Source organism: Amnibacterium setariae (assembly GCF_003581425.1).
In the GTDB taxonomy this organism is placed as follows: Bacteria; Actinomycetota; Actinomycetes; order Actinomycetales; family Microbacteriaceae; genus Amnibacterium; species Amnibacterium setariae.
Map to the genome: position 1 here is coordinate 795,410 of NZ_QXTG01000002.1, position 25,457 is coordinate 820,866.

Annotated in this window: 21 protein-coding genes and 1 tRNA gene; 7 read left to right on the forward strand and 15 right to left on the reverse strand. The window is 77.0% G+C overall.

The features are described from left to right. The first annotated feature begins 1 nt into the window (after position 1). The 4 genes from D1781_RS11740 to D1781_RS11755 are packed head-to-tail and all read left to right on the forward strand — an operon-like array spanning position 2 to position 7,384. Positions 2 to 3,160: an ABC transporter permease gene (locus D1781_RS11740; RefSeq protein WP_119482457.1), complete on the forward strand. Its 3,159-nt coding sequence runs from the start codon at positions 2 to 4 to the stop codon at positions 3,158 to 3,160. Then, positions 3,157 to 5,814: an FtsX-like permease family protein gene (locus D1781_RS11745; protein ID WP_119482458.1), complete on the forward strand. Its 2,658-nt coding sequence runs from the start codon at positions 3,157 to 3,159 to the stop codon at positions 5,812 to 5,814. Before D1781_RS11740 ends, D1781_RS11745 begins: the two co-directional genes overlap by 4 nt. Continuing rightward, complete coding sequence (locus tag D1781_RS11750) at positions 5,811 to 6,710, forward strand: ABC transporter ATP-binding protein (RefSeq protein WP_119482459.1); 900 nt, start codon at positions 5,811 to 5,813, stop codon at positions 6,708 to 6,710. Before D1781_RS11745 ends, D1781_RS11750 begins: the two co-directional genes overlap by 4 nt. Further along, on the forward strand, positions 6,707 to 7,384 hold the full coding sequence (locus D1781_RS11755) for an ABC transporter ATP-binding protein (RefSeq protein WP_119482460.1): 678 nt from the start codon (positions 6,707 to 6,709) through the stop codon (positions 7,382 to 7,384). The genes D1781_RS11750 and D1781_RS11755 overlap by 4 nt, the downstream gene beginning before the upstream one ends. Positions 7,385 to 7,414: 30 nt before the next feature. Here the strand turns inward: D1781_RS11755 and D1781_RS11760 are convergent, their stop codons facing one another. Then, positions 7,415 to 8,302, reverse strand: coding sequence for an SDR family oxidoreductase (locus D1781_RS11760; protein WP_119482461.1), 888 nt, complete (start codon positions 8,300 to 8,302; stop codon positions 7,415 to 7,417). A gap of 220 nt (positions 8,303 to 8,522) precedes the next feature. Here D1781_RS11760 and D1781_RS11765 point away from each other — a divergent pair, with 220 nt between their 5' ends. Next, on the forward strand, positions 8,523 to 8,960 hold the full coding sequence (locus tag D1781_RS11765) for a DUF6196 family protein (protein WP_119482462.1): 438 nt from the start codon (positions 8,523 to 8,525) through the stop codon (positions 8,958 to 8,960). Between the two features lie 31 nt (positions 8,961 to 8,991). On the opposite strand, the gene D1781_RS11770 is transcribed toward D1781_RS11765, so the two are convergent. From D1781_RS11770 to D1781_RS11835, 14 genes are all read right to left on the reverse strand, one after another. Continuing rightward, positions 8,992 to 10,050: a hypothetical protein gene (locus tag D1781_RS11770; protein WP_147392087.1), complete on the reverse strand. Its 1,059-nt coding sequence runs from the start codon at positions 10,048 to 10,050 to the stop codon at positions 8,992 to 8,994. 220 nt (positions 10,051 to 10,270) lie between these two features. After that, positions 10,271 to 10,343 (reverse strand) — tRNA-Asn (locus tag D1781_RS11775). Between the two features lie 81 nt (positions 10,344 to 10,424). Continuing rightward, complete coding sequence (locus D1781_RS11780) at positions 10,425 to 11,207, reverse strand: isocitrate lyase/PEP mutase family protein (protein ID WP_119483230.1); 783 nt, start codon at positions 11,205 to 11,207, stop codon at positions 10,425 to 10,427. Positions 11,208 to 11,257: 50 nt separating this feature from the next. Beyond that, positions 11,258 to 11,890, reverse strand: a complete 633-nt coding sequence (locus D1781_RS11785) for an ABC transporter ATP-binding protein (RefSeq protein WP_119482464.1) — start codon at positions 11,888 to 11,890, stop codon at positions 11,258 to 11,260. Beyond that, on the reverse strand, positions 11,887 to 12,582 hold the full coding sequence (locus D1781_RS17590) for an ABC transporter ATP-binding protein (RefSeq protein WP_158590078.1): 696 nt from the start codon (positions 12,580 to 12,582) through the stop codon (positions 11,887 to 11,889). The genes D1781_RS11785 and D1781_RS17590 overlap by 4 nt, the downstream gene beginning before the upstream one ends. Continuing rightward, positions 12,579 to 15,632 (reverse strand): ABC transporter permease, encoded by a 3,054-nt coding sequence (locus D1781_RS11795; RefSeq protein ID WP_119482466.1) that lies wholly within the window; start codon positions 15,630 to 15,632, stop codon positions 12,579 to 12,581. Before D1781_RS11795 ends, D1781_RS17590 begins: the two co-directional genes overlap by 4 nt. A 61-nt stretch (positions 15,633 to 15,693) precedes the next feature. Further along, entirely contained in the window at positions 15,694 to 16,524 is an 831-nt protein-coding gene (locus D1781_RS11800) for an ATP-binding cassette domain-containing protein (protein WP_119482467.1), read from the reverse strand. A 112-nt stretch (positions 16,525 to 16,636) separates the two neighbouring features. After that, complete coding sequence (gene dnaG, locus D1781_RS11805; RefSeq protein ID WP_233551298.1) at positions 16,637 to 18,517, reverse strand: DNA primase; 1,881 nt, start codon at positions 18,515 to 18,517, stop codon at positions 16,637 to 16,639. A 179-nt stretch (positions 18,518 to 18,696) separates the two neighbouring features. Next, a complete protein-coding gene (locus tag D1781_RS11810; protein WP_119482469.1) occupies positions 18,697 to 19,029 on the reverse strand; it encodes a hypothetical protein in 333 nt (110 codons plus the stop codon). Positions 19,030 to 19,074: 45 nt separating this feature from the next. Then, positions 19,075 to 19,863 carry an oxygenase MpaB family protein gene (locus tag D1781_RS11815; RefSeq protein WP_158590079.1) on the reverse strand — a complete coding sequence of 263 codons (789 nt, stop codon included), beginning with the start codon at positions 19,861 to 19,863 and terminating at the stop codon, positions 19,075 to 19,077. Beyond that, on the reverse strand, positions 19,860 to 21,116 hold the full coding sequence (locus D1781_RS11820) for a deoxyguanosinetriphosphate triphosphohydrolase (RefSeq protein WP_119482470.1): 1,257 nt from the start codon (positions 21,114 to 21,116) through the stop codon (positions 19,860 to 19,862). The genes D1781_RS11815 and D1781_RS11820 overlap by 4 nt, the downstream gene beginning before the upstream one ends. Next, the gene (dusB, locus tag D1781_RS11825) at positions 21,109 to 22,278 is read right to left on the reverse strand and encodes a tRNA dihydrouridine synthase DusB (protein WP_119482471.1); all 1,170 of its coding nucleotides are present in this window, start codon (positions 22,276 to 22,278) and stop codon (positions 21,109 to 21,111) included. Before dusB ends, D1781_RS11820 begins: the two co-directional genes overlap by 8 nt. A gap of 160 nt (positions 22,279 to 22,438) precedes the next feature. Beyond that, positions 22,439 to 23,092: a DsbA family oxidoreductase gene (locus D1781_RS11830; RefSeq protein WP_119482472.1), complete on the reverse strand. Its 654-nt coding sequence runs from the start codon at positions 23,090 to 23,092 to the stop codon at positions 22,439 to 22,441. Between the two features lie 80 nt (positions 23,093 to 23,172). Then, positions 23,173 to 24,447 carry an MFS transporter gene (locus D1781_RS11835; protein WP_158590080.1) on the reverse strand — a complete coding sequence of 425 codons (1,275 nt, stop codon included), beginning with the start codon at positions 24,445 to 24,447 and terminating at the stop codon, positions 23,173 to 23,175. An 83-nt stretch (positions 24,448 to 24,530) separates the two neighbouring features. Between D1781_RS11835 and D1781_RS11840 the strand changes: the two genes are divergently transcribed. Beyond that, a complete protein-coding gene (locus D1781_RS11840; RefSeq protein ID WP_119482474.1) occupies positions 24,531 to 24,986 on the forward strand; it encodes an aminoacyl-tRNA deacylase in 456 nt (151 codons plus the stop codon). 49 nt (positions 24,987 to 25,035) lie between these two features. Next, positions 25,036 to 25,455 (forward strand): hypothetical protein, encoded by a 420-nt coding sequence (locus tag D1781_RS11845; protein WP_147392089.1) that lies wholly within the window; start codon positions 25,036 to 25,038, stop codon positions 25,453 to 25,455. The last annotated feature ends 2 nt before the right edge of the window (positions 25,456 to 25,457 follow it).

Below are 25,457 nucleotides of genomic sequence, written 5' to 3' on the forward strand. Positions count from 1 at the left end.
AATGGCTTCGTGGACGGCGTTCGTCGCGCGACGAGGGGCGCGGCAGCACCGGTCCCTCGTCCTGCTCGTGCTGCTCGTCCAGATCGCGGCGGTCGCGCTCGCGGCCGCCTTCCCCGCCCTGCTCGCCGAGGCGGAGCAGAGCGGGGTGCGGCGCAGCCTGACGACGACCGACGGCACCGCCGTCACGATCATCGCCGACCGCCCGACCGGCTCGGTCCAGCGGACCGTCCGCGGTGCGGTGCGGGCCGTCGACCGGCTGCTCGGCGACGCGGCGCGCTCGAGCGCCCCCGCGGTGTCGAGCTCATCCGTGCTCGGCGAGGGCGCCGGACCGCGTGCGCGGGTTCACCCGTACCTGGGCGAGGTCCCCGCGGGGTCGATCAGGATCACCTCCGGCGCCTGGCCCGCCGCCCCCTCCGACGACGACGCCGTCCCCGTCGCCGTCCCGCGGGCGGGAGCCGCGGCCCTCGGCGCCTCGATCGGCTCCACGATCCCGCTCGAGCTGCAGGGCGTGACCGTCCGGGCGCGGGTCGCGGCGCTCTACGACGCCGTCGACCGCGACGGCACGACGTGGTCCGCCGACCTGCTGAGCGGCGCCGGCGAGGACCCGGCGCACGTCGATCCGAGGAAGCCCTACGGGGCCCTGATCGACGTGGTCGGCCCGCTCGTCGCCGCGCCCGGCGCCCTCGACCGGACCGGGGTGCGACCGAGCCGCGTGACCTCCTCGTTCACGCCCGACTTCGCCCGCACCACGGTGCCCGGGCTCGAGTCGCTCGCCGAGCGGATGCGCTCGATCGACCAGATCGTCGCCGTCGACGCCGGCAGCGCGGCCGAGAGCGCCACCGCGCAGACGCGGGTGGACGACGCGGTCGCCGGCGTGCTCGCCCAGCTGCGCATCACCCGCACCGTCGCCGCGGTCGCCGGGCTGCTCCTCGTCGTGCTGGCCGTGGCGGTGCTGGCGCAGGCCGCGCTGCTGCTGGACGCCGCGCGCACCGACGAGCGCGCGCTGCTCGCGGCGCGCGGCGCGACCCGTGCGCAGCTCGTCGGGCTCGCCGCCTGGGAGGCCGTGGCCGGAGCGGTCGTCGCGCTCGTGCTCGGCGTCCCGCTCGGCGCGCTGCTCGCGTGCGCGGTGCGCGGGGCGCCGGCCCTGCCGGTCGCCGGCTCGTGGACCGCCGGGGCCGCGATCGCGCTCGTGGCCGTCACCGTGCGGCTGCTGCCGCGGCTGCGCCCCGCGGAGCGCGCACCGGGGCGGCGTCCTCGCGCCTCCGGTCTCCTGCGGACGGGCGCGGACCTCGTGCTCGTCGTGCTCGCCGCCGTGCTCGGCTGGCAGCTGGTCGTGCGGCGGGTCGATCCGACGGCCGGGGTCGACCCGGTCGTCGTCGCCGCCCCCGCTGCGCTCGTGCTCGCCGGCGCCCTCGTCGCCCTCCGGCTGATCCCGCTCGCCGGCCGCCTCGGCGAGCTCCTCGCGGCTCGGGCGCGCGGGGCGGCGACCGGCCTGGCGGGCTGGGAGGTGAGCAGGCGGTCCGCCCGCGCCGCCGCCGCGGTGCTGCTCGTCGTGCTGGCGGTCTCGAGCGCCGCGTTCGGCGCGATCAGCGAGGCGACCTGGGTCCGCTCGCAGACCGACCAGGCCGCGCTCGCCGTCGGCGCCCCGGTCCGGGTGCCCGCCGACCCGGCGGCCGCCGCCGCGCAGGGCGCGCTGCTCGCCGCCGACGGGTCCGGGCCGCCGCAGCCGTCGCTCCGCCGCCCCGCGGACGTCGCGGCCGCCGGCCAGACCGGGGCCGACGCCACCGAGCCGCTCACGGACGCGACCGTGCTGGGCCTCACCCCCGCAGCGCGCGCGATGCTCGACCGGGGACGCCTCCGCGAGGCCGGCGGCGCGGCGATCGCGCGGCTGCGCGACCGCGGCGCCGCGACGACGGGCGTCGCGCTGCCGGCGCGTGCGGGCACGCTGCGCGCCGTCGTCCGCGCGGGCGACGCCGCCTCGCCGATCCCGGGAGCGGTCGTCGAGGTCCGAGCCGTGCTCGACGGCCCGGACGACCTCCTCACGACCGCGCCGCTCGGCACCGTGCCCGTGGACGGCCGGGACCACGCGCTCCGCGGGCGCACGCCGGCGGCCGGGCTCCGCCTCGTCGGGCTGCAGCTCCACCTGCTCGTCGCGGACCCGACCCGGTACCGCGGCAACGACCCCGGTCTCCTCCGCCTCCGCGTGCTGCGGGTCGACGCCGGCGGCGCGGTGCTGCGCATCCCCTCCGGCTGGACCGCGATCACGGCGACGGGCGACGCGGACCGGGGCTACGACCTCCCCCTCGACGCCGATCTGCTGCAGAACCCGGTGACCGCGGCCGTCGTCGGCTGGAAGCCGGTGCAGGGCGTCCGCAGCGTGTGGACGCGGAGCCTCGCCGCCCCGACGCAGGCGACCCCGGGCGGGCGCTACGCGCTGGTGCTCGCCGGCGTGCTCGTGCCCTGCGAGGTCGTCGGCGTCGTCCCCCGCGCGGCCGGCAGCGGCGCCGCCCCCGCGAGCGCCCCGGACGCGTCCGTCGCGGTCGTCGACCAGCGGACCCTGACGCAGTTCCTGGTCCAGTCCGGCGACGCGGAGCCGCTGACCGACCAGTGGTGGGTGGACGTCCCGCCCGCGCAGGCGTCCGCCTACCTCGCGGCGCACCGCCGGTCCGGCGGCGCCGGCGCGGACGGAGCCGTTCCGCTGGCGGAGCGGCTCACGGAGGGGCCGCTCCGGGTGGCGACGACGCAGGCGCTGCACCTGCTGCTGCTCGGCGCCGCCGCGCTCGGCCTGGTGGGCCTCGGCGTGGACGTCGTCGCCTCGCTCGCCGCCCGGCGGCGCGAGATGGCGCAGCTGCGCGCGATCGGGCTGCGACGGAGCGCGCTCGAGCGCCTCCTCGCCCTGGAGACGACGACCCGCGTCGCGTTCGGCGCGCTGCTCGGGACCGCGCTCGGCGTCCTGCTCGGTTCGCTCGCCGCTCCCGCACTGGTGGTCGGACCCGACGGGGGCCGCCCGGTGCCGTCCCCGGTCGTCGTCGTGCCGGTCCTCGCGCTCGCGGGCTCGGCCGCGGGCGCGGTCGTCGCCGCGGCGCTCATCGCGCTCGCCGTCGTCCGGACGTACCGCGGCCTCGACCCGGCCCGCATCCTGCGGGAGGGCGACGGATGACGGCGCCCCGGTTCGCGCTGCTCCTGCAGCGGCGGCTGTCGCGACGCGACACCCCGCTGCTGCTCGTCCTCGCGCTGCTCACGGCGCTCGCCCTGGTCGCCGCGCTCGCCGGACCGCGCCTCCTCGCCGACGAGCTCGATCGCGCCGTCCGCCACGCCGTCGCGGCCGAGGGCGAGGACGCCGACCTGGTCGTCCGCACCGCGGTCGGCGTGACCACCCCGGGCGGTCCGGCCCTCGTGTCGCCGGAGCGGGTCGACCAGCGGGAGGAGGCGCTGCGGCGCCTGCTGCCGCCGGCGCTGCGGCGGGTGACCGCCGCGCCCGTCACGGCGGTGGTCGGCCCCGACCTGCGCCTCACCCCCGGCGACACCGTCCCGGCGCTGCGGAACGGACCCGTCGGCGTGCGGATCGCCCTGCTCCCCCGCGCCGACGCGATCCGTCTCCGCTCCGGTGCGCTCCCCGACGACCGCGCGGGGTCGCGGACCGTCGACGTCGTGCTCTCGCAGGCGGCCGCCGACGCGACCTCCCTCCGGACCGGCAGCGTCGTGGACGTGCCGCCCTCGAGCGACGGCGCCGCCCTGCGGCTGCGGGTGACCGGGATCGTCGACCGGGCCGCCGGAACCGGGCCGTCGCCGTGGACCGACTTCGGCCCGCTCTGGACGCCGCGGAAGAACCGCAACGGCACCGCCGCACCGCTGCAGATCACGGTGCTCACCGACGCGGACGGGATCGGCCGGGCGACGGAGGCGCTGGGGCCGTTCCCCGCCCTCCTGCGCTCCCGGCTCCTGCCGGACCGGTTGACCGCCGCGGTCGCGCAGCAGGCGGCCCGCTCCGTCACGGGCCTGCAGGCCCGCCCGGACGTGCTGCAGGTCGACGGCGGCGAGCAGCTCGCCGTCCGGTCGTCCCTGCCCGACGTCGTCGCGCAGGCCGGGCGCGAGGCCGGGTCGGCGCGGGCGCAGTTCCTGCTGCTCTCCGCCGGGGTGCTGGGGACCGCGGCCGTCGCGCTCGTGCTGCTCGGCGGCCTCGTCGCCGCCCGCCGCCGCGGCGCCGTCGAGCTGCAGCGCGCCCGGGGCGCCACCGCTGCGGCGATCGCCGTGCCCGCCCTCGCGGAGTCCGCGGCGGTCGTCCTCGCGGCGGCCGTCGCCGCCGCGCTCGTGGCCGGGCCGGCGGCCCCGCCCGGCGCGGTCGCGATCGCCCTGGTCGCCCTGCTCGCGACGCCCCTCCAGCTGGCGCTCGCCGCCCGACGGGGCGCGGTGCGTCGCGTGCCCGCGAACCGCTCCGACCGGGCGCGGCTGGTGCGCCTGCGCCGGAGCCGGCGGCTGGCGGCGGAGGCGGGCCTCGTCGCGCTGGCCGTCGTGGCGCTGGCGGTGCTCGACGCCGGCGGCGGGCTGAGCGGTGCCCGGGCGAACCCGCTCCTGCTCGTCGCGCCGCTGGTCGTCGCGGCCGCCGCGACCGTGCTCGTGCTCCGCCTCGTCCCCGTCGCGACCCGCGGCCCGGCGCGGCTCACGCGGCGGTCCCGCGGCCTCGCCGGGGTCCTCGTCGCGGCCCGCGCAGGCCGCGCCGGCGCGCTGCTCCCGGTGCTCGCGCTCAGCATCGCCACGGGTCTCGCGCTGAACGACGGCCTGCTCGCCGCGTCGGTCGCCTCCGGCCAGGAGGCGGCCGCCTGGGACCGGGTCGGGGCCGACGCCCGCGTCCGCGGCGCCGTGGACGTCGCGCCGGTGCGGGCGAGCGCGGGCGTGCGGGCCGCCTCCGCCGTCGCCGAGCTGCGCGGGACGAGCGTCGACCTCGCCACGACGAGCACGATCGTGACGCTGCTCGCGGTCGACGCCGACTACCCCGCGGTCGCCGCGGCACCGCCCGGCGCCCCGGCGGGACCGGCCCGGACGCTGCGGCGCCTGACCGAGCGCGGCGGCGCCCTCCCGGTCGTCGTCGACGAGACGGTCGCGCGGAGCATGGTGGGCCGCACCCTGCGGCTGCAGCTGGACTCCGGCGAGGTGGAGGCGCGCGCCGTCGGCACCGTGCCGGACGGACCGAGCGGGTGGTCGCGCGGGCCGTACGTCTTCGTGGACCTCGACGCCCTCCGCGCCCGCGCCCCGGCGATCCGGACCACCGCAGCGCTCGTGGACGGACCGGGCGCGGCCGCGGCGCTGCAGCGCGCCGGGGCGCCCGCACGGGACGTCCTCACCCGCACGGCATGGCTGCAGGCCCGGCGCGACGCGCCGCTGGTGGCCGGCACCCGGACGGCGACCGTCCTGGCCGCCGCGCTGCTCGCGCTGCTCGCCGCCTTCGCCTCGGCGGCCGCGGTGCTGGCGGGCGCACCCGACCGGCGGCGGACGCTCGGCCTGCTCCGGACCCTCGGGACGCGGCGGACGGCCGGCTGGTGGCTGCTGCTCGCCGACCTGCTGCCGCTGGTGGTCGGCGGCATCGCCGGCGGCGCGGTGGTCGGGATCGTCTGCGCCGCCGTCGTCGACCCGGCGCTGGCGCTCGCCGCGCTGACCGGTGGACGGGCGGACCCGCCGATCGTGCTCTCGGGCCCGGTCCTCGCGACCGTGCTCGCCGGCCTCGTCGCCGTCCTGGCGGTCGCGGTCGGGACGGAGGCCGTGTCCTGGCGGCGCGACCGGTTCACCGAGGTGCTCAGAGTGGGAGGACGCGGATGACCGCGCCGGAGTACGGCGCCGAGGCGCTGATCGTGTGCGACAGCCTGGTGCGGATCTACCAGACCGACGACGTCGAGGTGCAGGCGCTGCAGGGCCTCGACCTGCTCGTCGACGAGGGCGAGCTGGTCGCGATCGTCGGTGCGTCCGGGTCCGGCAAGTCGACGCTGCTCGGCGTCCTGTCCGGGCTCGACGCGCCGACCGCCGGGCGGGCCCGCGTGGCCGACTGGGACCTGCTCGCGATGACGCCGAAGCAGCGGCTGCGCTACCGCCGCAGCACGGTCGGGTTCGTGTGGCAGCAGACCGCGCGCAACCTGCTGCCCTTCCTCACCGCGGTCGAGAACGTCGAGCTGCCGATGGCCTTCGTCGGCGCGCGTCGGAGCGACCGGAGGCGGCGGGCGCTGGAGCTGCTCGACTCCCTCGGGCTCGCTGACCGCGCCGATCGGCGGCCCGCCGAGCTGTCCGGCGGCGAGCAGCAGCGGGTGGCGATCGCGACCGCGCTGGCGAACGGCCCGAAGGTGCTGTTCGCCGACGAGCCGACCGGCGAGCTCGACCGGGCGACCGGCGACGAGGTGTTCGCCGCGCTCCGCGAGGCGAACACGGCCCTCGGCACGACGGTCGTGATCGTCACGCACGACGCCGGCGTCTCCTCGCAGGTCCGCCGGACGGTGTCGATCCGTGACGGCCGCACGTCGACCGAGGTCCTGCGCCGCGACGCCGGCGGGCCCGCGCAGGAGTTCGCGCTGATCGACCGCGTCGGCCGCATGCAGGTGCCCGCGGCCTACCGGCGGGCGCTCGGCCTGCACGAGCGCGTCCGGCTGGAGCTCGAGGCGGACCACCTCGGCGTCTGGCCGGACGACCACGGCGCCGACGACGACCACGAGGAGGAGCGGCGATGAGCGTGATCGAGGCGGCCGGTGTGAGCCGCACCTTCCGCTCGCCGTCCGGCGAGGTGCACGCGCTGCGGGACGTCGGATTCGAGATCCGGGCCGGGGAGTTCGTCGCCCTGATCGGGCGGTCCGGCTCGGGCAAGACCACCCTCCTGAACTGCCTCGGCGGGCTCGACCGGCCGACCGCCGGGCGGATCGTCATCGCGGGCCGGGACCTCGCGGGGCTGGACGACGACGGGCGGACCGACCTCCGCCGCGACACCGTCGCCTTCGTGTTCCAGACGTTCGGGCTCGTGCCCGTGCTCTCCGCGGAGGAGAACGTCGAGCTGCCCCTCCGGCTGCGCCGCACGCCCGCGCCGCAGCGCCGCGCACGGGTCGCGGAGATGCTCGAGCTGGTCGGGCTCGCCGGCCACGGCCGGCAGCGGCCGGGCGAGCTCTCCGGCGGCCAGCAGCAGCGCGTCGCGATCGCCCGCGCGCTCGCCGGCGCGCCCGCGGTGCTGATCGCGGACGAGCCGACCGGGCAGCTCGACGCGGAGACCGGCGCGCAGATCCTCGGCCTCCTCCGCGACCTGTCGCGGTCGACCGGGATGACGATGCTCGTCTCCACGCACGACCCGAGCGTCCGCGACCGGGCGGACCGGGTGCTCGTGCTGCAGGACGGACGCCTGCTGCCCGAGGGGTGAGCCCGCGGCCCGAGGACCGCGGGCTCGCGCTCAGAAGACGGGCATCCCGCCGGCGACCGCGATCGTCGAGCCGGTCTGGTAGCTCGACTCGGGGCTCACGAGGTGCACGTAGGCCGCGGCCAGCTCGGCGGGCTGACCGGGGCGCCCCATCGGCGAGTCCTCGCCGAACGACGAGACCGTCTCGGCGTCGTCCGACCCGGGCTGCAGCGGCGTCCACACGGGGCCCGGCGCGACCGAGTTCACCCGGATGCCCTTCGGGGCCAGCTGCTGGGCGACGGCCTGGGTGAAGAGCTTGATGGCGCCCTTGGAGACCGCGTAGTCGATCTTGTCGGGCGACGGCGACGACGCCTGCGTCGACCCCGTCGTGACGATGGTCGATCCCGGCTCCAGGTGCGGCACCGCGGCCTTCGTCAGCCAGAAGAGCGAGTAGATGTTCGTCTTGAACGTCGAGTCGATCGCCGCGGTCTCGAGGGTCAGGATGTCGTCGTTGCTGTCCATCCGGCCGGCGACCATGACGAGGGTGTCGAGGCCGCCGAGCTCGTCGACCGCCTTCTGCACGAGGTCCTTGCAGTACTGCTCGTCGCTGATGTCGCCGGGGAAGAGCACCGCGCGGCGCCCCTCGCCCTCGAGTAGGTCGCGCACCGCCTCCGCGTCCTCCTGCTCGTCGGGGAGGTAGGAGAGCACCAGGTCGGCGCCCTCGCGGGACAGGCCGATCGCGGCGGCGCGGCCGATGCCGGAGTCGGCGCCGGTGACGATGCCGCGGTAGCCCTTCAGCCGCTCCGTGCCGACGTAGCTCTGCTCGCCGTGGTCCGGGCGGGGGTCCATCTTCCAGGCGGCGCCCGGCAGGGACTGCTCCTGCTTCGGGAACGGCGGCGCCGGGTAGAGCGACCTCGGGTCGTGCTTGTCGTACTGGCTCATGCGCCGATCCTGCTCCCCGCCGTCTGAGCGCCCGCGGCCGGGCGCCCGTCCGCAACCGGTCGCTTCCGGCAGGCCTCGCGGGTTCCCGCAGCCGTTCCGGCCCGATACGGGCTGCCGGAACCGACCGGGTGCTGCCGGAACCGACGGACCGACCGACCCGAGCGCTCGGTGCGATCCGTACGCCGCGGATCGGCTCGGACCCCGCCCGTAGGGTGAGGCGATGGTGAGCGTGAGTCACGAGACCCCCGACGAGACCCGGACCCGGCTGCGGGGCGTGCTCGGCCTCGCCGAGATGGTCGTGCTCCCGGGCACCTGGTCGTTCTTCGAGTCGCCGAGGGATCGGCCGCCGGTCCTCGACGAGGACCTCCTCGCCGTCGTCCGCGACGAGACCAGCTGGAGCGTGCTCCGGCCCGCCGACGAGGACGGCGAGGACGGGCGCGAGCGCTTCGGCGTCTTCTCGTTCCACTTCCCCGACGGGGTCGACAACAGCGGCTTCGTCGGCTGGCTCGCGAGTGCGCTCAAGGAGGAGCTCGGCACCGGGGTCTTCGTCGTCTGCGGCAGCAACGGCGACCGGGGCGGCGTGTACGACTACTGGGGCTGCCCGCGCGAGCTGCTCGACGACGCGGTGAGCGCCGTGCACCGGCTCGCGATCGCCTGACGACGGAGGCGCGTCCTCCCCGGGTCCCCGGTCAGCGGCCCACGAGCGTCCGGGGCCGGCCGGCCGGGTCGCTGACGGCGACCAGGTGCCGCTGCGTCGAGGTCGCGACGACCAGCTTCCCGAACGCCGTCACCGGCTCCTGGAACCGCGAGTAGCGGCGCGTCGAGACGGTCAGCCTCCCGGAGGTCGTCCGCTGCTCCAGGCGACCGGGTCGGCACCCGTGCGTGCTCGTGACGTCGACCCAGGCGATCGCGGAGGTGCGGACGGCCGGGCGGATCGCGCACGCGTCCTTCGAGACGGTCGACCCGGAGCCGCCGAGCGGGATCACCCGGGCGACGGCGTCCTCGTCCATGCCGGTGATGCAGTGCACCAGGGTGCGCGAGCTGCTGCCGCAGCCGATCGGGGCGCCGATCGTCGGCGCCGTGCCCTTCGCCGGGTACACCCGCTCGAAGACGCCGGGCTCGGACCACCGCATGAGCTGCAGCGTCCCCGCGGCCGCGGTGTCGCCGCCGTCGGTCGGGTCGGAGATCAGCAGCCCGGACGGGGAGGCGCCCGCGGTGAAGGTCTCGCCGTCGGGTCGCGGGACGCCGAGGTCGACCGTCCGGCCGTCGGTCGTGACGCGCCGCAGCGCGTACGCCTGGCGCCCGTCGGTGCCGCCCTCGACCGCCGTCTCGATGATCCAGCCGTTCGGCGCCGGCGCGATGATCGAGGAGCCCTCGGGCAGGCTCCATCGGCCCGAGGTGCCCCGCTCGGGTCGGATCCACAGCACGTCCGTGACGCCGTCCTGCGGCACGACGACCTCCTTGCGGAACAGCGGCTCGTCCCCGACGAGGCAGGCGTCGTACCCCTTCGGCACCGTGGTCCGGTGCTTCCGGGCGTCGAGGACGTACCGGCTGCCGGAGGAGCCGTCGAAGGCCTTCGCGGTCCGCTTCGCCGCGTCGAGCAGGTGCGAGCCCGACCCCTGGAGCGCGAAATACCTCGTGACCGTCTTCGGTGCGGCGCTCGGCGCCGCGACCGCCAACGCGCCCGCGCCCGCCGCGAGCGCGAGCGCAGCAGTCGTCGCCAGCAGCGCGATCCGAAGCCGTCGCACGACGATCCCCTCCCCCACCGACCCGCCGCACCGCGGATCGTGAGGGGGCGACGCCAGGTCGCTGCACCGCGCGGCACAAGGACGTGCCCCGGCCGCCCAGGGCACGCGGGCCGCGGTCCGACGAGGACGATCCGCCGCTGCGAGGCGCAGATGGACGAGGTCCGGGAGGAACGAGAACGGCCCGGTCGACCAGGGGTTCCCTGGCCGACCGGGCCCTCGGCTCCCCGACTTGGACTCGAACCAAGAACCTGCCGGTTAACAGCCGGCTGCTCTGCCAATTGAGCTATCGAGGATCAGCGGTGGCGACCACCGCGGCCCGTCGAGTGTAGCCCAACCGGCGGCCGCCGTTCGGACGTCGGCGCGCGGGCGGGGTGTCAGTTCAGGGCGCGCGTCCCCGGCGGCAGGACCCCGCCGCCCACGACGTCGGCCGCCGCGTCCTGCAGCGCGGTCAGCGCGACGCGCTGCGTGAAGGGGCCGGTCGAGACGCGGGCGACGCCGAGCGACTCGAGCTCGCGGGCGGGCAGCGCGACGCCCGGCGGGCTGATGACGGTCAGCCTCCGCTCGCCCAGCGCGGCGGCCACGCGGCGGATCTCGTCGCGGTCGACCAGGCCGGGCACGAAGACCACCGGGGCGCCGGCCTCGAGGAACGCCCGGCCCCGGCGGATCGCCTCGTCGAGCACCGCCGCGCGGTCGGCACCCTGCTCGGCGCGGAGCACGGCGTCGGTCCGCGCGTTCAGGACGAAGTCGATCCCCGCGCTGCGGCCGGCGTCGAGCACCGCGCGCACGGCGGCGACCGCGTCGTCGAGCGGGCGCATCGCGTCCTCCAGGTTGCCGCCGACGGCGCCGACCGCGATGGCCTTCGCCGCGGTCGCGCCGGGGTCCCCGTAGCCGGCCTCGAAGTCCATCGACACGGGCAGGTCCACGGCTTCGACGATCCTGCGGACCATGTCGAGGTGCAGCTCGAGCGGGATGTTCTCGCCGTCCGGGTAGCCGAAGGTCGCGGCGATCGAGTGGCTCGCGGTCGCGAGCGCCCGCACGCCGGGGACGGCGCTCACGACCCGCGCCGAGACGACGTCCCAGACGTTCGGCAGCACGAGGATCTCGGGGGCGGTGTGGAGGTCGAGCAGCGCGTCGGCGCGCTCCGCGAGGTCGGTCATGCGCAGCACGGTAGGGCGCGACCCGGTGGCGCCGCCTGGGATCGCGGACCTCAGCCGGTGCGCAGCCGCCCGGACTCGACATGGAGGACGACGTCCGCTCGCGCGGCGAGCGCCCGGTCGTGCGTGGCGACGACGAGCGCCGTGCCGCGCGCCGGCAGCGCGAACAGGAGGTCGGCGACGTGCTCGCGGTTCTCGGCGTCGAGCGCGGCGGTCGGCTCGTCCGCGAGCAGCAGGTCGGGCTCGGTGACGAGCGCGCGGGCCACGGCGACCCGCTGCTGCTGCCCGCCGGACAGCGCCTCGACGAGGTGGTCGGCGACGGCGTCGAGGCCGACCCCGGCGAGCGCCGCCGTCGCGCGTCGGCGCACCTCGGCGCGGGCGAGCCGCGGCCGCTCGGGCGCCTGCAGCGGGACCGCCGCGTTCTCCTCCGCGGTCAGCAGGCTGACGAGGCCGTGCCCCTGCAGCACGAGCCCGATCCGCTCCTCCGGCAGCTCGCGCACGACGCGGCCGCGGTCCGGGCGCGCGAGGCCGCCGAGCAGCTCGAGCAGCGTCGACTTGCCGGATCCGGAGGGCCCGACGAGCGCGACCGACCGGCCGGCCCCGATCGCGAGGTCGACGTCCTGCAGCACGTCGCGCCCCGCGCGGCGGACCGAGACGCCCTGGAGCTCGACCAGCGGCCCCGTCACGGTCGCACCACCCGTCCGCCCTCGAGCGTGACCACGCCGCCGATCCGGTCGGCGACGACCTGGTCGTGCGTGATCGCGATCAGCGTCGCACCGGACTCCGACGCCACCCGGTCGAGCAGGTCGAGCACGTCGTCGCGGGACCGGGCGTCGAGCGCGCTCGTCGGCTCGTCGACGAGCAGCACGGCCGGGTCGAGCGCGAGCCCGGCCGCGATCGCGACCCGCTGCCGCTCGCCGCCGGACAGCCGGTCGACGCGGTCGTGCGCGAGAGCGGCGAGGCCGAGGGCCGACAGCAGCTCGAGCGGATCGCGCAGCGCACCCCGACGACGGGCGCGACGGCCGGCCGGGCGCTGCGCGAAGCGGATGTTGTCGACGGGGGTGCCGTAGGGCAGCAGGTTGCGGCGCGGGTCCTGGACCACCACGGCGAGCGCCCGACGCCGGAGCGCCGCGACCTCCCGCTCCCGCATCGCGGTGAGGTCGGCCTCCCCCACGAGCACCCGACCGTGGGTCGGGCGCTGGAGGCCGGCGAGCACGGTCAGCACGGTGGACTTGCCGGAGCCGGACGGCCCGACGACCGTGCAGCGCGCGCCGGCGGCGACGTCGAACGAGACGTTTTCGAGCGCGCGGACCCGCTCGCCGTCGGCGTCGTAGTCGTGGGTGAGGTGGCGGACCTGCACCGGCAGCCCCGCGCTCACTCCTCCGCCTCCCGCAGCCGGGAGCTGGACGCCGCGCGGACGACGCGGGACGCGGAGACGAGGACCGTCGCCCCGACGAGCAGGACCAGCACCGCGGCGCAGAGCACGATCGGCGCGGGCGACGGCAGCAGCGCGAGCGGGACGGGCGACGCCTCGTTCGACTGCGGCACCGCCGGCAGGGCGAGCACCAGCGCGAGGATGCCGGCGGGCACCCCGACCACCACGGCGGACCCGAGCAGGAGCAGCTGCTCGACGAGCGCGGCGCCGTACAGCTGGCGGCGGCGGATGCCGACCGTGCCGAGCGCGGCCGCCTCGTAGGAGCGCCGCCGGACGGCGGCGCCGATGGAGACCGCGGTGCCGCCCATCGCGAGCAGCGCCCCGGCGACCGCGCACACCGCGAGCAGCAGGAGGGCGAGCGCCGGGCCCTCGCGCGACAGCTCGGCCCGGCGGTCGGCGAGCGTCGTGCCGCCGTCGAGCACGAGGCCGGCCCGCTGCAGCCGCTGCAGCGCGTCCGGCGGCGCGTGCGGACCGAGCCAGACGGACCAGACCGCGTCGAACCCGAAGCCCGGCAGCGCCGCGGAGAACGAGCGGAGGTCGACCAGGACGCCGTCGTCGAGGACCACGGGCAGCACCCCGGTGTCGGACTGGACTCGGAGCCGTGTCGTCGCGCCGTCGACGGACGCCACGGTCAGCGCGTCGCCGACGCCCGTCCGACGCGCGCCGTCCCCGGCCACCACGGCGGGCACCGGGTCGACCACGTCGCCCTGCGTGATGCCGCCGGTGCCGCCGTCGTCGGAGCGGAACCGGTCCTCGAGCCCGTCGGACGTCACCCGGAGCCGGTCCGACGCGGTGCCCTGCGGCACGGCGGCGTGCCAGCCGCGCCGGTCGCGGAACCCGGCGTCGACGGCGCGCCCGTCGACCTCGATCCCGTGCAGCACCGCGGTCCCCGCGACCACGCCCTCCGCGTAGACGCTGCGGCTCAGGCCGATCCCGGTCAGCGAGCAGCCGTCCGCGCACGGGATCGTCGCCCGGTAGTCGTGCGTGCCCGTGCGGAGGCTCGAGGAGGGCACCTCCACGGGTCGACCGCCCGGGGCGCGGACCTCCAGGACGACGTGCGGCAGCGGACCGCCGGTGGTCCCGGAGACCGTCGCCCGGAGCACGAGGGTCCGGCCGCGCACCACGAGGGGGTCCACCGTGCCGGTGCGGGTGAGCGCGGCGAGCCGCGCCGGCGGCACGACCCCGGCGGCGGGCGCCTCCGCCGCCGCCAGCCGGCGGGCGTCCACCGCGATCACCGTGCCCAGCACGTCCTGCCCGCCCGACGGCAGCCAGGTCGCGGCGGCGGCCGCCCAGCGCCCCGCCGGATCCGCGGCGGCGACCTTCCCGAGCACGTCCTCCCCCGGCGCGACCTGCAGCCGCTCGACGCGGGTCGCGCCGACCTCGGCCGCGGCGCGCGCCTGCCGGTTGTCCGCCGCGACCGCCTGCCCGCCGACGCCGAAGACGGCGAGCCCCGTCGCGACGGTGAGCAGGGCGACGAGCCGGAGCCCGGCCGGCCGGCGGACGACCTGGCGGACGGCGAGGAAGAGCGGGATCCGACGGGAGGCCACCGTGGCCGGGACGGCCGGGCGGAGCACGAGCGGCAGGAGGCGCGCGCCGGTGAAGCCCGCGGCGGCGACGAGCAGCCCGGGCCCGAGCAGCGTGAGCGGCCCCGCCGCGGGCCCGACCAGGCGGAGGACGACGAACGCGGCGACGGCGAGGACGGCGACGGCGGCGTCCGCGAGCAGGCCGGCCCGGGAGCCGCGCGGCGCGCTGCGCGTCCGGCGCCACTGCTCGAGCACGGGTCGGCGCAGCGCGGTCCACGCGCTCTGCACGACGGCGGCGACGCCGCCCGCGACGGCCGCGGCGAGCGCCAGCCACGCCTGCCAGGGGAACACGACCGGGGTGCCGGGGAGCAGCGCGGCCCGGGTCAGCGCCGTCGCGGCGGCGAACGCGACGGCCGCGCCGGCGGGCACGGCGAGCAGCAGCAGCGCGATCGGCTCCCCGAGCCCGAAGCGCACGAGCGCGCCCCGACCGAACCCGCGCAGCTTCGCGAGGGCGATGTCCGCGCTGCGCGCCTCCACCGCGTCGACGAGGACGCGGTGGAGCACGAGCCAGCCGAGCACGCAGAGCTGCAGGACGACGAGCGCGGTCGCGACGTCGATCCGCGCATGTACCGCGTCCGCGCGGCGCAGCACCCCGGCGAGCTCCGTGGAGGCGTTGAGCCCGACGTCGCGTGCCGCGGGTCGCAGGGCGGCGACCTGGGCGCGCAGCGCCGGGAGGTCGGCGAGGCGGACCGAGGCCGCGTCGAGCGGCAGGTCGACGGCCTGCTCGACGAGCGCGTCCTTCGGCAGCGACTCGAACACGGCCCGCGTGGTGAAGACGGCGTCGGTGAACGGCGTGCCGTACGAGTCGATGCCGCTCTGGAAGAAGATCTGGCCGGACCAGGCCGGCGACGCGGTGGAGATCGGCCGGTACACGCCGACGATGCGCACGACCGCCGCGGTGCCGTCGGTCGCCGTCATGGTCAGGCGGGCGCCCGGCTTCCACCCGACGTCGCGGTAGGAGGCGGCGCGCTCGCTGACCATCGCCTCGTCGGCCCCGGTCGGGCAGCGCCCGGCGACGAGCCGGACCTGCGCGCAGACGCCGTCCCGCCAGACCAGCCGGCTGTGCATCACCTGCGGGCCCGCGTCCCCGTTGGCGATCACGAGCAGGGAGCGGACCGCACGCGGCCGGTGCGCGAGCGGGAGCAGCCGGGCGGCCGCGTCGAACCGCTCGTCCGCCTCCGGCATCGTGACGCGGGTCGCCCCGCCCGTCTCCTGGCCCGTCGAGCCCATGAGCCGCACGCTCGTCGCGGCGCCGGCGTCTCGCAGCACGTCCTGCAGGCCGCTCTCCGCGGCGGCGAGGGCGAACACCGGTCCCAGCGCGGCGCCGGCGCAGACCACGACCGCGCAGACCCAGACGGTGACCGAGAGGGCGGCTCGCCAGCGCAGTCCGCGCAGGACGAGTCCGAGCACCGGCCGACCGCCCCTCCGGGCGAGCGCCCGGTCCGAGCCTATTGGTTCGCGGCGGTCCGGCTCAGCGCCCCGCGGGCACGCTGATCGCGCCCGTGCGGAGGAAGTAGTCGTCCCGGAGACCGCGCACGTAGGGGTGGATCGGGTCGGCGAGCACGGACTCCGCGGTGCCGGCCGCGATCATCACGCCGCGGTGCAGCACCACGACGCGATGCGTCGTGCGGTGCATGACGGCGGCGTCGTGGCTGACGATGACGGCGGAGAACACGCGCTCCGCGTGCAGCTCGAGCAGGGTGTCGAGCACCGGGCCGCGCGTCGCGACGTCGACGCTCGAGGTCGGCTCGTCCGCGATCCAGAGGTTCGGCCGCAGGACCAGCGAGCGGGCGATGGCGACCCGCTGCCGCTGCCCGGCGGAGAGCTCCCACGGGTAGCGGGACAGGATGCCGAGCGGCAGCTGCACCGCGTCGACGAGCTCCGCGGCGCGGGCGCCCGCCTCCCGCCGGTCGAAGCGGCGGTCGTGCTCGAACAGCGGCTGCGTGACGTTCTCCGCCACGGTGAGGCCGGGGGTCAGGGTGCGGCCGGCGTGCTGCGGGAGGTAGCCGACCTGCGTGCCGAGGACGCGGGACGCGGCGCGGCCCGGCCGCTCCGCCCTGAGCCCGAGCACCGAGACCGAGCCGCCGACGACGCGGGGCCCGCGCTCCCCCGCCTTCCGCGCGGCGCGTCCGGCGAGGACGCGCGCGAGGGTCGACTTGCCCGCGCCGGTCTCGCCGACGACGCCGACGAGCTCGCCGGGCCGGACGACGAGGTCGAGGCCGCGGACGGCGTCGAAGCGGACCGGGCCGGGATAGCCGACGGTGAGGTCCCGCGTGACGATCGCGGCGTCGCTGTCGAGCATGGTGGGACCCCCTCCGGTGGCTCGACGATAGGTCCGCGACGCGCCGGCGGACCGGCGACACCCCCGAACTGGGCGGACCCGGCGCGCCCGGATCCCCGCGGACTGGGGGCGCTCAGACCGCGCGGAGGGTGCGGCGGTCGGCCTCGACGACGACCAGCTGCTGCCGGAGCTCGCGGAAGCGGTCCGCGTCGGCGCCCTCCGTCCGCTGCAGCTGCCGCACGAGGTCCGCCTTCCGGCGCAGCAGGTGCCGGTCGACGAGCGCCGCCACGGTCGACTTCGCGGTGCGCGCGAGCTGCTCCTCCCCGCCCGTGCGCACCGGCAGCGGGAGGAACGCGAGCTCCTGCACGATCGGTGCGATCGGCTCCGGCACCTCCGCCGTCAGCCGCTCGAGCCAGCCGGCGCCGCCGAGCGCGCCGAGCTGCGACGCGATCGCGTCGCGCACGACGGCGAGCGTGCCGTTGTGGAACCCGGCCTCCGTCGAGCGCCGGATCAGGTCGCCGCCGACCAGGTGCGGCACCTGCACGATCATCATCAGCGCCTCGCGCTCGAGCCGCGTCGCCGGGTCGTCGGGCAGGGAGCGGAGGGAGGCGGGCGGCCGCTGCGGCTGCGCGGGTGCCTCGTCCTGCCGACCGGCGCGGCCGCGGTCCGACCCGCGCCGGTCGGCGTCGCGCGCAGCGCCCCGGCCGCGCTTGACCGCGCGGTCGACGTCGGCGAGGTCCATGCCGAGCCAGCGGGCGAGCTCGCGCACGTAGCCGGGTCGCACCGCCTGGTCGCGGATGTCGGCGACGATCGGCGCCGCCTCCCGCAGCGCCGCCGCCCGCCCCTCGACCGAGTCGAGGTCGTAGGAGTCGAGCACCCGGCGGATCATGTACTCGAACATCGGCCGCTTCGCCTCGAGCATCGCCCGGACGGCGCCGTCGCCGCGCTGCACGCGGAGGTCGTTCGGGTCGAGGCCGTCGGCACCCACGGCCACGAAGGTGCGCGCGGAGAAGCGCTGCTCCTCCGCGAAGGCGCGGACCGCCGCCTTCTGCCCGGCCGCGTCGGGGTCGAACGTGAAGACGACCTCGCCGTGCGCGCCCGTCTCGTCGCCGAGCACGCGGCGCAGCACCTTGATGTGGTCGACGCCGAACGCGGTGCCGCAGGTCGCGATCGCCGTGGGGACGCCCGCGAGGTGGCAGGCCATGACGTCGGTGTACCCCTCGACGATCACCGCGCGCCCGGTCTTCGAGATCTCCCGCTTCGCGAGGTCGAGCCCGTAGAGCACCTGCGACTTGTGGTAGATCGGCGTCTCGGGGGTGTTCAGGTACTTCGGGCCCTGGTCGTCCTCGAGCAGGCGCCGGGCGCCGAACCCGACGACCGCGCCGGTGAGGTCGCGGATCGGCCACACGAGCCGGCCCCGGAACCGGTCGTAGACGCCGCGGTCGCCGCTCGACACGAGCCCGGCGGCGGACAGCTCGGCGTCCTGGAAGCCCTTGCCCCGGAGGTGCTTCGTGAGCGCGTCCCACGACTTCGGCGCCCAGCCGACGCCGAAGTGCGCGGCTGCGGCCTGGTCGAACCCGCGCTCCGTGAGGAACTGCTGCCCGGGGGCGGCGGCCTGGGAGCCGAGCTCGCCGACGAAGAACTCGGCCGCGAGGCGGTTCGCCTCGAGCAGCCGCACCCGGTTCGCGGAGTCCTGCTGCGGCTGGCCGTCCTCGTAGGTGAGCGTGAAGTTCAGCCGGTTCGCGAGCGACTCGACGGCGTCCGTGAACGAGAGGTGGTCGAGCTCCATCAGGAAGCTGATCACGTCGCCGTCGACGCCGCAGCCGAAGCAGTGGTACCGGCCGACGGCGGGCCGGACGGTGAAGCTGGGGCTGCGCTCGTCGTGGAAGGGGCAGAGGCCCTTCAGCGAGCCGACGCCGGCGGGCTTGAGCGCCACCTGCTCGCCGACGACCGCCGCGATGTCGGTGCGGCTGCGGACCTCGTCGACATCGCTGCGACGGATCCGGCCTGGCACAGGTCGGATTCTAGGTTCGCCCGGCGACCGCCCCGGCCCGCCCTCCACACCCCGGGCGTCGTCACCCGCCGGTCGAGGTGCGAGCGGAGCGAGCCTCGACACCATCCGGGGCGCTCGTGATCTCGACGCGGGCCGGCGCTCGCACCTGATCGACGGGGTCGGCAGCCCAGCCGCCCGCGTCAGTCGGTGGAGTCGACGCCCTCGCGGAGCTGCGCGATCGCGTCGGCGCGGTCGAGGCCGCGCTCCGCCAGCAGCTCGAGCGCGCGGTGCAGGAGCAGCGCGCTCGGGCCGATCAGGTCGGAGACGTCCACGCTCACGCTGATCTCGTCGTCGGCCTCGTCCTCGGACTCGGCGATCTCGACGTCGACCCGGACGGCGTCGAGCTCGAGCAGCCGCTCGACGGCGAGGTTCGCGGTCTCGAAGTTCTGCTCGTCGCTCGCGTCGGCGTCCCAGGCGCTCGCGACGTCGAGCAGGACGTGACCGGCGGCGCGGCCCGCCTCGGGGATCGGCATGCGGCGATCGTAGGCCCGCGCGCCGTCGGCCGGCTCGGCGGGCGCTCAGCCCGCGGCGCGGCGAGCGACGGCGAGGATGCGGCGCGCGGGCAGCCGCCGCAGGCCGGGCGGCAGCAGCCGGACGAGCGGCGCGAGCCGGCGTGCGAGCGGCAGCAGGTCCGGCGTGCCCGGCGGAACGAGCGGCAGGAGCTCGGCCCGCAGCGCGGGCAGGGTGCCGAGCGTGGCGAGCAGGTAGGCGGGCATGATCCGGCGCAGCCACCACGGCGTGCCGCGCGCGGCGACCAGCGCGCGGACGACGGGCAGCGTCGCGCCGTCTAACCGCAGCACGGCCGCGTCCGCCGCGACGGCCCGGTCGAAGGCGTCCCGACCGACCGGCCACTCCCCCTCCGGCAGGCCGAGCGCGGTCGCGAGCCGCCCCATCCGCGCGAGCAGCTCGTCGGCGAGCGCGGGCGGCAGCGGGCCCCAGGTCGCGTCCGCGATCCGGAGCGCCGTGTCGGCGATGGTCGCCGCGACCCACCGCTGCAGCGCGGGGTCGCGGGCGTCGTAGCCGACCGCCGCGCCCGGACCGCTGACGACGGGGCGGTGGGCTCGGCCGACGGCGCGGGCGGACCGCCGGACCAGGTCCTCGTCCCCGGCGGCGACGACGTACACGTAGCGGAGCGTGCTCCACAGCCGACCGAGCGGGTCCGCCTCGAACGCGCTGTGCGCCGCGACGCCGTGCCCGACGGCCGGGTGCGCGAGCTGCAGGAGCAGCGCGCGGAGGCCGCCCGCGAGCAGCACGCCCTCGAGCTGCAGCTGCGGCGCGGGCGGGATGCGGCGGGCCCGCCGCGTCACCGCACGAGCCGCCCGTGCCAGGCGAGGGCGGACTGGTCGGTGAGGCTCGCGACCTGGTCGACGACCACGCGCTTGCGGGCGCGGTCGTCCTCCGCGGTCCGCCAGTCCGCGCCGAAGGCCGTGTCGAGGTGCTGCGGGGCGGCGTGCAGGGCGTCGGCGAGCTCCTGCAGCAGCTCGCGCTGCTGCACGTAGACCGGGCGGCGGTCGTCGTTGGCCATCACGAACGCGGCGACGATGCCCTTGAGGGCCGCGATCTCGGCCTGGATGCCGCGCGGCACGACGACGTCGGCGCGGAACCGGACGAGGTCGCCGCTCGGGTGCGCCCGCCGGGTCGCGGTGGTCGCGGCGCCGGCGAAGCGGCCGATCAGCTGGCTGGTCAGGTTCTTCAGCGCCGCGTGCGCGCGCCGGGACCCGTCCCACTCGACGATCCAGGCGTCGGTCGCCCGGAGGCGGTGCAGCGCCTCGACGAGCTCGTCCTGGTCGAACGCGCCGCCGATCCACGCGTGCATCGCGCCGACGACGTCGCGCTGCGCCGCGTTCGAGCGGAGCGCGGCGAGGTCGACGGAGCCGCCGACGACGGCGTCCTCGAAGTCGTGCACGGAGTACGCGATGTCGTCGGACAGGTCCATCACCTGCGCCTCGATGCACGGCCGGCGGTCCGGGGCGCCGTCGCGCAGCCAGGTGAACGCCGCCGCGTCCTCCGGGTAGTAGCCGAACTTGGCGCGGCCGCTGGGGTCGCCCACGGGCGCGTCGAGGCCCCAGGGGTACTTGACGGAGGCGTCGAGGCTCGCGCGGGTGAGGTTCAGCCCGTAGGGCCGGTCGTCCGGCCCGAACACCTTCGGCTCGAGCCGGGTGAGGAGGCGGAGCGACTGCGCGTTGCCCTCGAAGCCGCCGATGTCGGTGCTCCACTCGTTGAGCGCGCGCTCGCCGTTGTGCCCGAACGGCGGATGCCCGAGGTCGTGCGCGAGGCAGGCCGTGTCGACGACGTCGGGAGCCAGCCCGAGGCTGCCCGCGAGCTCCCGGCCGACCTGCGCGACCTCGAGCGAGTGCGTCAGGCGGGTCCGGGCGAAGTCGAGGCCGAGGGTCGGCGACAGCACCTGCGTCTTCGCGGCCAGGCGCCGGAGCGCGCCGGAGTGGAGCAGGCGGGCGCGGTCGCGGGCGAAGTCGCTGCGGCGGGAGGAGTGCTCCTCCGGCAGCCACCGGTCGCGGTCGGCCTCGCCGTAGCCGAGGTCGGCGTCCTTCGCGTCACCCACCGGAGGAGTCCAGCTCCGCGCCGGCGACGACGGCCCGGTCGGCCGCGTCGAGGGTGCGGGACTCGAGCCACCGGTCGGGCAGCGCGGGCGACTTCGGCGTGCCGGCGCGGCCGCGCTGGCCCTCCGCGGGCTCGCCCGGGTACGGCTGGTCGCGCTCGAGCCGCCCGAGCAGCTCGTCGAGGTGCGCCAGCGACTCGACCTGCGCCAGCTGCGCGCGCAGCTGGCCGCCGACGCCGTAGCCCTTGAAGTACCAGGCGACGTGCTTGCGGATGTCGCGGCAGCCGCGGTGCTCGCCGCCGTCCGCGTCGTCGCCGAAGAACTCGACGAGCAGCTCCGCGTGCCGCTTGAAGGCGTCGGCGACCTGGCCGAGGCTCGGCGGCTCGGGCGCGACGCCGCGGCCGAACGCGGCGGCGAGGTCGCCGAAGAGCCACGGCTTGCCGAGGCAGCCGCGCCCGACGACGACGCCGTCGCAGCCGGTCTCGGCCATCATCCGCAGCGCGTCGTCGGCGCTCCAGATGTCGCCGTTGCCGAGGACCGGCACGTCGGTGACCGTCTCCTTGAGCTTCGTGATCGCGGACCAGTCCGCGTGGCCCGAGTAGAACTCGGAGGCCGTGCGCGCGTGCAGGGCGATGGACGAGACGCCCGCGCCCTCCGCGATCCGGCCGGCCTCGAGGTACGTCAGGTGGTCGGCGTCGATGCCCTTGCGCATCTTCACCGTGAGCGGCAGCGGGCCCGCCGCGCGGACGGCGCGCTCGACGATGTCGCGGAACAGGTCGAGCTTCCACGGCAGCGCGGAGCCGCCGCCCTTGCGCGTCACCTTCGGCACCGGGCAGCCGAAGTTGAGGTCGACGTGGTCGGCCCGGTCCTCCTCGCGGAGCATCGTCACCGCGGCCTCCACGGTGGCCGGGTCGACGCCGTACAGCTGCACGGAGCGCGTCGTCTCGGACTCGTGGAAGCGGATGAGCCGCATGGACTCCTTGGTCCGCTCCACGAGCGCGCGGCTCGTGATCATCTCGCTGACGTAGAGCCCGGCGCCGTACTCGGCGCAGAGGCGCCGGTAGGCCGTGTTCGTGATCCCGGCCATCGGCGCGAGCACGACCGGCACGTCGAGGCCGAGCGGGCCGATGCGGAGCGCGGGCGAAGGCGCGAGTGCCGTGGTCACGCCCCCATTCTCGCCGACCCGGCCGACAGCGGCGGCCGCGTGCGCCTCGGCGCTCAGGAGTCGGCGGGCGCGGGCTCCGCGACGTCGACGGCCGGCAGGCAGTCGTCGCCCTCGCAGGCGGGCCCGGCGCCGGGCAGCATCGTGAAGGGGGTGATGGCGCTCATCGGGCCGCCGCCTGCTCGGCCGCGACCTGCGCGAGCGCCCCGGCGAAGACCTCCGGCGCCTGCGCGCCCGAGACGCCGTACCGCCCGTCGATCACGAAGAAGGGCACGCCGCGGATCCCGTACGCGACGGCCTGCGCGAGGTCCGCCTGCACGTCGCCGGCGAAGCGGTGGTCCTCGAGGGCGGCGCGCGCCTCGGCGCCGTCGAGCCCGACCGACTCGGCGAGCGCGACGAGGTCGTCGACGTGCCCGACGTGGCGGCCGTCGACGAAGTAGGCCTTGAACAGCGCCTCCGCGGTCTCGAGCTGCCGGCCCCGCGACTTCGCGAGGTGGAGCAGCTCGTGCGCGAGCAGCGTCTTCGTGTGGCGGATGTCGTCGTAGTGGTAGTCGAGCCCGACCTCGGCGGCGATCGCCGACACCTGGTCGGTCATCGCCTTCGCCTGCTCGACGGGGATGCCCTTGTGCCCGGACAGGAACTCGATCGCGCTGCCCTCGAAGTCGACGGGCGTGTCGGGCGAGAGCTCGAAGGAGTGGTACTCGACCTCGACGGGCACCCCGGACGCGGCGGCTCCGGCCTCGAACTTGCGCTTGCCGATGTAGCACCACGGGCACGCGACGTCCGACCAGACGTCGATCTTCACTGCGTCGGTCATACGGGCTGCGTCGGTCACACGGGGGCGAACCCGACCTCCCCGCGCCGCATTCCCGCCGGGTGCCGGAGCGGCCGGCGCGATCACACCGCGGGGGCCGGGGGCTCCGGGCGGATCGCCGCCTCCACCGCGCCGCTCCCCCGCGGCAGGCGGCGGACGGCGGGGACCGCGACCACCGCGAAGGCGACGAGCAGCCCCGCGGCGCCGAGCACGAGGATCGCCGCGCCCGGTCCCGCGAGGGCCGACAGGGCCCCGGCCGCCACGGAGCCGAGCGGGATCGCCCCGGTGCTCGTCAGGTAGTCGTAGCTCGCGACCCGGGAGAGCTCCGCGTCGGGGACGTGCTCCTGCAGGCTCGTCTCCCACAGGGAGAAGTAGACGGTCACGCAGACCCCGGCGAGCACCTCCAGGGCGGCGACCGGGAGCGTGCCGAGCCCGCTGCCGATGATCAGGCCCTGGCAGGACGCGCCGATGAGCGCGAGCGCCGACGCCCGCAGGGCGAACCGGGGTCGCCAGCGCAGCAGCAGGAGGTCGCCCGCGAGGGACCCGACGCCGAACGCGGCGGTGATGACCGCCCAGCCGGTGGCGCCGCCGAACCGCTCGCCGGAGAGCACCGGACCGAGCACGAAGATCGCGGGCAGCACGAGCACCGTGTAGGCGCTCCCGGCGGCGAGGAACGCGACCACCCACGGCCGCGACCGCACGCTCGCCGCTCCCGCCGCGAGGTCGGCGAAGAAGTGCTGCCGCTCGGCCGCCGGGGCGTCCTGCGCCGCCCGGGGCAGGCGGAGCAGCAGGAGGGTGACGGCCGAGACCGCGAAGGTGAGGGCGTCGAACAGGAACGACCCGCCCGGCCCGACCAGCGCGATGAGCACGCCGCCGATCGCGGGCCCCGCGATCGAGCCGATCGAGAACGTGAGCCCGCGCAGCGCGTTGGCGGGCTGCAGGCCGGCGGGGCTCACGGTCGCCGGTACGAGGCCGGTGATGGCGGGCTGGAAGAACGCGTCGGCCGCGCCGAAGACGACCGCCAGCACGACCAGCACGGGGACGCCGGCGTGACCGGTCAGCAGCAGCGCACCCGCGACCAGCTGCACGACGAACCGCACCGCGTCCGACGCGACCATGATCCGGCGCCGGTCGAGCCGGTCGGCGAGCACGCCGGCGGGCAGCGCGAGGACCACGAACGGCACGAACTGCGCGACCGAGACCAGGACGACGCCCGCGGGCCCCCCTCCGACGCTCAGCACCGCGAACGGCAGGACGAGCATCGTGACCCGGTCGCCGAGCACGGAGAGGAGCTGCCCGGTGAACAGCAGGCGGAACGCCGGCTCCTCCCGGAGCACGGCGGGCACGACGGACCTCACGGCGCGGGAGCCTATTGGGACGGACGCGGGACCGCCGCGACCCCGGCCGCTGCTGCGCGGCTCCTCCGCACTAGCGTGACGGCGTGGGCAGCGAACGAGTCACCGAGGCGGCGCGGACCCTGGGGATCGAGGTCGAGCTCGTCGAGCGGCCCGCGGCGGACTCCCTCGAGGGGGCCGCGGCGCTGCTCGGGCTCGAGCCGTCGTCGATCGTCAAGTCGCTCGTCGTCGGCCGCAGCGACGGCACCTTCCTCTTCGCGCTCGTCCCCGGAGACCGGCAGATCGCGTGGGCGAAGCTGCGCGCGGCCGTCGGCGTGAACAAGCTGCGGCTCCCGAGCGCCGAGGAGGCCCTGGCGGCGACCGGGTACGAGCGCGGCACGATCACCCCGCTCGGCAGCTCGACCGCCTGGCCCGTGTTCGCGGACGAGCGCATCACCGGCCGGATCGCGATGGGCGCCGGCGCGCACGGGTTCAGCGCCTTCGTCGACGCGGCGGCCCTCCTCCCCGCGCTGCACGCGACCGTGGCCGACATCACGGGCTGACGCGCGCCCGCGACCGCTGTCGCACCCCGCTCGTAGCGTGCTCCTGCCCGTGCCGGGTGAGGAAGACATGGACGCGTTCGCGCTCGTCGCGATCGAGGGGTTCTGCGAGCCGGGCCGGGAGTGCCTCGTCGGCGAGCTGCTCGTACCGAGGGCCTGGTGCGGCCGCAACGGGTGCAGCTGCGGCGAGGAGCTCCGCGGCGCGACGAGCCGCGGCGTCGCGTCGCTCGGCCGCGTGCGGCGCCTCGCCGGGGTGAGCCCGGGGCTGCTGCTGTCGACGGTCGCCGACGCGACGTCCGACGGCGACGTGCTCGACCGCCGCGCTGCGGCGAAGGCGTTCCTCGACGAGGTGCGCTCGATCGAGGAGGGGCGCCTCGTCCGGCGCGAGGAGGGCGTGCTGCTGCCCTTCCCGAAGGCGGCGCGGATCGTGGGCCGGCACCGGGTCGAGTACCGGCTGACCGACGAGCCGTGACG